Origin of the sequence: uncultured Streptococcus sp., from assembly GCF_963516575.1 — a bacterium.
In the GTDB taxonomy this organism is placed as follows: Bacteria; Bacillota; Bacilli; order Lactobacillales; family Streptococcaceae; genus Streptococcus.
Window position 1 is genome coordinate 1 of the sequence record NZ_CAUQCP010000082.1, and the last position, 3,905, is coordinate 3,905.

Below are 3,905 nucleotides of genomic sequence, written 5' to 3' on the forward strand. Positions count from 1 at the left end.
CTGTTGATACGTAGTGAATAGACTTCATACGCCCTTCAATCTTAAGACTGTCCACACCGTTTTCAATCATATCTGGAATATGGTCAATCATGGACATGTCAACAGCTGACATTGAAAATTCTTCTGGAATTTCGCCCTTCAAACTCTTGCGTTCTTGGCCAAATGGCATATCGTAAAGGTCGTACTTCCAACGGCAAGATTGAGAGCAACCACCACGGTTGGCATCACGCATACTCATGTGGTTAGAAAGGGTACAACGACCAGAGTAAGAAATACACATGGCTCCATGGACAAAGGCTTCAATCTCAACATCTGTGCGTTTGCGGATTTCTGCCAATTCTTCCATCGAAACCTCACGCGCCAAAACAACACGAGTTAAGCCCAGTTCCTTCCAAAACTCAAGAGTTTCATAGTTAGTGGCACTTGCTTGGGTAGAGAGGTGTATTTCAAGACCTGGTGCTTCTGTCGCTGCAATCATAATCAAGGCTGGATCTGACACGATTACTGCTGCAATCCCGATATCACGCAGTTTACGGAACCACTCACCAGCTCCCTCTTCATTTCCTTCGTGCATAACCATATTAGCCGCTACATATACTTTGGCTCCGTACTTAGCCGCAAACTGTACGCCTTCTTCCATCTGTTCAAAGGTAAAGTTACCTGCACGGCTACGAAGACCATAGGCCTGACCACCGATAAAGACAGCATCTGCCCCATACTGAACAGCTACTTTTAGTTTCTCTAAAGTCCCTGCAGGCGATAAAACCTCAGGACGTTTTAATGTTTTTGTCATGATTTCTCCTATTTGCAATATAAAAGTTTGACGTATTTCCTTCTCATTTTATAGTAAATAAGCCATAAAATCAAGCCTAGACAAATTGTTTTGACAATTCTAATCTTTTAAGCTGTGCATCATGACTAATAAACTGTCGAAAATTAACCCAGTTTGAACAGGTAGTCAAAAAGTCTAGAAAAGTAAAAACCAGTATCCAAAGATACTGGCTAGTGAAAATACATAAATGATCTTATACTCAATGAAAATCAAAGAGCAAACTAGAAAGCTAGCCGCAAGCTGTACTTGAGTACGGTAAGGCGACGCTGACGTGGTTTGAATTTAATTTTCGAAGAGTATTAGCTTTTCTTCAACCCACTACAGTTGACAATGAACCTCTTTTTTAGATATTCATTATATAAGAAATCTGCTATTGGTTGAATAATTGCTCTTGCAAGTAGTACAGGTACAGCATTTCCAATTTGTTTATATACTTTGTCAATTTGAGCGTTTCTAGAAATTGGTTTTCCAGATTTTCCAATAGGAGAACCGAAACTAAATTCAAACCAATCTGGGAATGTTTGAATCCGAGCTATTTCTTTGACTGAAAGTCGTCTATTATTTTCTCCATTGAACTGCCATCTGGTGTGATTATCTTCTTTATACTTTGTCATAGGACTGCCACCGGGGTGTTGAGGTGCCTGACGTCCACTTGCTTGAATTGTGAAGCTTTGATCATCCCATGATTTTTTCCTATTTCGAGACATATAGATTGTACTGTATGAACCCTCGAAATATTCACCTGGGTCACTCTCTAAATCACCAATTGCTTCTCGTAATGTTACCCAAGGTCGTTTATTAGAAAATAAGTCTATTTCATTCATTTTACCATGAGTAGGTAAAGGTAATTCATATCGGTATCCATATTTCTTTTCAATTTTTTCTTTATGTACACCAATCAAAAAAACACGTTCTCGAGATTGTGGCACTCCATAATCGCGTGCATTAACTAAATGAGCAGTAACAGTGTACCCTGCACTTGAAAAGTCTTCGATTATCTGTTTTAATACTTCTCCTTGACCAAGAGTCATCATACCTTTTACATTCTCAGCAACAAAGAATGCTGGTTGTGCCTGCATTAGTTCACGAATGAAGTGTATGTATAGAAAGTTTCTATCATCATCAATTAATCTTGGCCCAGCTTCACTAAAACCAGGACATGGGAAACCACCGATTGTTAATTCATTGTTTGGAAAATGAGCAACCTTCCTGATATCTTTTTGATGTTGGATAATAGTAGAGGGGAAATTCATACTATAGGTTTCATTAGCTTCAAGGAACATATCATTCGTATAAATTGTATGGAAAATACTCTCGTGCCTTAGCTGTTGAAATTCCTCTCTATTATTAAAAACTTTTAGAGCTTCTTGTACACCAATGACGGAAGCAAGCCCAGCCAATTCGGTACCTAAGTCTAAACCACCAGCTCCTGAGAATAATGATACAACATTTATTTTATTATCCTGATAATCTACTTGTTGAATTAATTCATAATCAGAAGAATCCTCAATAATTTTACTTGTTTCTTCTTCAATTTTTTTGAATAATACATTCTTAACCTCATTAATAGAAAGGTTTGGTGCAGGTTTGAATTTCCCTCTAGAACGAGTAGTTTCATCTTTTATTATCGTGTTATCCAAATATTATCTCCTAGTTCTATTAGATTTACAAGAAATAGCATACCATAATTATTAAAAAAAGGCCAGTATTTAATACGGATTAGAAATTGTTAAAATATTATTAGGTATACTAATTGGTTGACTATCAAACTTTAAGCTATTTTCTACTGTAGATGAAGCAGAATGTAACCTAAGTGCTACAGTCCAGTTATTATCCATTTCTATAATCAGAGTATTATTACTTGTTGTACCGTCATTTTTCACTTTCCAAGATTTATTGATGAATCTTGTTGGGAGTGAAATAGTAGGTACTAATCCACTTCCAACTCCTAAATTACCATGTAGATTATAGGCATAGACGGTTAAGTTGCGATGTCTCTCGTCCATCACAAATTTATAAAAATCTTTACGACCAACTAGATATTCCATGAATTTTGGAGCTAAATCTGGATAGGTTCTATCAAGTAAGTTGAATTCATTTAAAAAATGAGTTAGTAGAGGTATGTATACATCATTTTCTTTACTTACTCCGTAGTTTGCTAAATCTTTCCAATTAACTTTATTTTTATTAAAATCACTTAGCATTGTGAAAATTGGATTAATAGATTGCCAGTAATTTTGAGAAACTGGATGTCTTGCCCATATCAGTCCAAAATCAATTTTGTTTGATAACCTCTGATGTTTTAGGGCTGTATGATTATGCTTACATGAAATTCCAATTTCGAAATTATCATTCCATAAAATAACATCTCTAACATCGCCTTTTATTCCAAATGAATCAGGAGCTATACTAATGTTAATGACATCACTAGTATTTTGCAACACTGCTTCTAACTTGTAAACTTCTCTACACCCAATGACCGCAGCATTTATTAAATCTAATTGTTCTTCTGGATGTAATGCTAAAAAATCTTTTTCAACATTTTTGAAATTATTATCATTTATGATTTGAGCCCTTCCACCATTGTTACGTAAATATTGACAAAATGAAACTGCAGTAGTGTATTCGAATGCTTTACCTTTGGACATGTTTTTAGATTCCTTTCAAAAAAATAAAAGAAGCTCAAATTAAGAGCTTCTTTTGGCGACACTTTGGCGACAATCCAAATGTATCTATATTATTTAAATACCATTTACAACAACAAAAATGCTGTTAAATCAAGGATTCTTAGCCTAAGTTACTCTTATCTATTATTCCCACTCAACGGTTGCTGGTGGTTTACTTGTGATATCGTAGACAATGCGGTTAACGTGATCCACTTCATTTACGATACGTACTGAGATTTTTTGAAGGACATCCCAAGGAATTTTGGCAAAGTCAGCAGTCATACCATCGATAGAGGTAATAGCACGGATTGCGATTGTGTAGTCGTACGTACGACCGTCACCCATAACCCCAACTGAACGAACACCTGTATTAACTGTGAAGTATTGCCAGATATCGCGGTCAAGGC

The 3,905-nt window shown here is 36.1% G+C and carries 3 protein-coding genes and 1 pseudogene; all 4 read right to left on the reverse strand.

Annotated elements, in window-relative coordinates:
* The coding region (locus RWM06_RS09525; protein WP_313970939.1) for a peptidase U32 family protein at positions 1-793 on the reverse strand (793 nt) is incomplete at its 3' end.
* Between the two features lie 338 nt (positions 794-1,131).
* Complete coding sequence (locus RWM06_RS09530) at positions 1,132-2,472, reverse strand: DNA (cytosine-5-)-methyltransferase (protein ID WP_313970940.1); 1,341 nt, start codon at positions 2,470-2,472, stop codon at positions 1,132-1,134.
* Positions 2,473-2,541: 69 nt separating this feature from the next.
* Positions 2,542-3,480: a HaeIII family restriction endonuclease gene (locus RWM06_RS09535; RefSeq protein ID WP_313970941.1), complete on the reverse strand. Its 939-nt coding sequence runs from the start codon at positions 3,478-3,480 to the stop codon at positions 2,542-2,544.
* 162 nt (positions 3,481-3,642) lie between these two features.
* A pseudogene (locus tag RWM06_RS09540) lies at positions 3,643-3,905 on the reverse strand (GMP synthase (glutamine-hydrolyzing)); the annotation flags it as partial.